Origin of the sequence: Nocardia sp. JMUB6875 (assembly GCF_041154655.1) — a bacterium.
Taxonomy (GTDB): Bacteria; Actinomycetota; Actinomycetes; order Mycobacteriales; family Mycobacteriaceae; genus Nocardia.
Window position 1 is genome coordinate 1 of the sequence record NZ_BAAFGR010000386.1, and the last position, 1,519, is coordinate 1,519.

3 protein-coding genes are annotated in these 1,519 nt (G+C 64.8%); 1 reads left to right on the top strand and 2 read right to left on the bottom strand.

The features are described 5' to 3' along the window. On the bottom strand, positions 1 to 234 hold a 234-nt coding region (locus ACAM49_RS40115), incomplete at its 3' end, for a hypothetical protein (RefSeq protein WP_369640727.1). Between the two features lie 410 nt (positions 235 to 644). On the opposite strand from ACAM49_RS40115, the gene ACAM49_RS40120 reads away from it, so the two are divergent. Next, complete coding sequence (locus ACAM49_RS40120; protein WP_369640728.1) at positions 645 to 1,274, top strand: hypothetical protein; 630 nt, start codon at positions 645 to 647, stop codon at positions 1,272 to 1,274. A 52-nt stretch (positions 1,275 to 1,326) separates the two neighbouring features. Here the strand turns inward: ACAM49_RS40120 and ACAM49_RS40125 are convergent. After that, positions 1,327 to 1,519: hemophore-related protein (locus tag ACAM49_RS40125; protein ID WP_369640729.1), on the bottom strand; the 193-nt coding region annotated here is incomplete at its 5' end.

Consider the following 1,519-nt stretch of genomic DNA (forward strand, 5'->3'; position numbering starts at 1 on the left):
CGCGTCGCCCCCGCCGTCGCCGAAGCCGTCGGCAACGCCGCCCGCGCCGAGGGCGTCGCCTGATCCACGCCTAGGCACCGCGTAATCGCTCGTTGAGCAAGAAGGGGCGCTTCGTCTTACGACGAAGCGCCCCTTCGTTGTTTGGCGTGAGATTTCTTGGTGGGGATGCCGATCGTTACGTTGAAATCCCAGGACCAGCGCCAACTCCAGGACCATGACCATGGGAATCGCCATGACCAGCGGGACGGTGAATCGCTCACGGCCGCATGTGGATCGGCGGGGCGCGGGGCTACGGTGCCCGCGACTATCGCGGCGGTGATCGCGCTGACCAGGACGGTGAAGGTCAGGGTGGCGAGATTGGTTCGGCGAGTGTGGGTCGCGGTGGTTGATTTCATGCGCGGCATGAGCGCATCCCCCCGGTGATCACGGTATTGGTTCGCAATCAGTGTGGCTGGAAAGTCCAGCGGGCCAGGTCGATTCGACCGAGTCCGGCTCACTGCGCGCGAGGAAGGCGTCCTGATGTCCTTGCTGTTCGAGTTGGTGCCTCGAGCAGGGTATGGAATTGTGATTCGACGGGCCTGCGGCGATCAGCTGAGGCGAAATGGCTGACTGGGCAGTCGATTCACCAGGGGGTGGGCAGAGCAATGTCCGAAACACGGGAGGGCAAGGGCGGCACGATCCTTTGCGCCGTCATCATGATGTTGCTGGGTGTGGGCCTGCTGTTCGTCTGCTTCAGCGTGATCAAGGAGACCGGGACGTGCGCGGGTGAGACCATGCGCGCCGGTGACCGGTGCCAGCATGTCAGTCGCAGTAAGAGCCACACCAACAGCGTGGACGAGGAAAGGTCGGCGAATCACAGCACCGCGTGGTGGACCGGTGGCATGGGCGCGGTTTTCGTGCTCGGCAGCGGTCTCGTCCTGGGCGCATCCCTTCGCTCCCGCAGCGAACCCGCTTCCGTTGCGGTACAGGGATCCTCGACCACTCCGTCGGCTCCGGCCTTGACCGTGAGCTACACCGATGGCACCGAGGCTCTCGCGGCGCTGGCCCGCGGCGAGAGCCTGACCTTCGGCGTCCTGACCCTCGACGCGACGGGATTACGCAGCCCCAAGGGTGATCTGACGTGGTCCGAGGTCGAGAGCGTCAAGGTGGACCAAGGGGCCATCGTGATCTCGAAACGTGAAAAGTGGTGGCCGCTCGCGTTTCCGGTAACCAAGGTCCCGCATGCCGTACTGGTCGTGGCCTTGTCCGAACATTTGCGCGCCGCCTCCGCGTAGCAGGGTGCGGCGGGCCCGGTCGAATCGACCGGGCCCGGGTATGGGGAGTGAGCTACTTCTGGTGGCCGCAGGCTTTGTGGTAGTCGATTACTGCTTGGCGGGCGGCCTTCAGGTCTTGGGCGGCTTGGGGATTCGCTTGGCGCCAGGCTTGGCGTTCGGCTTTGCGTTGGTCCTTGGGGAGGGATTTGAGCTTGGCGATTTCGGCGGCTACGTCGGGGTGGGCGGCGAGGTAGGCGGCTACCTTG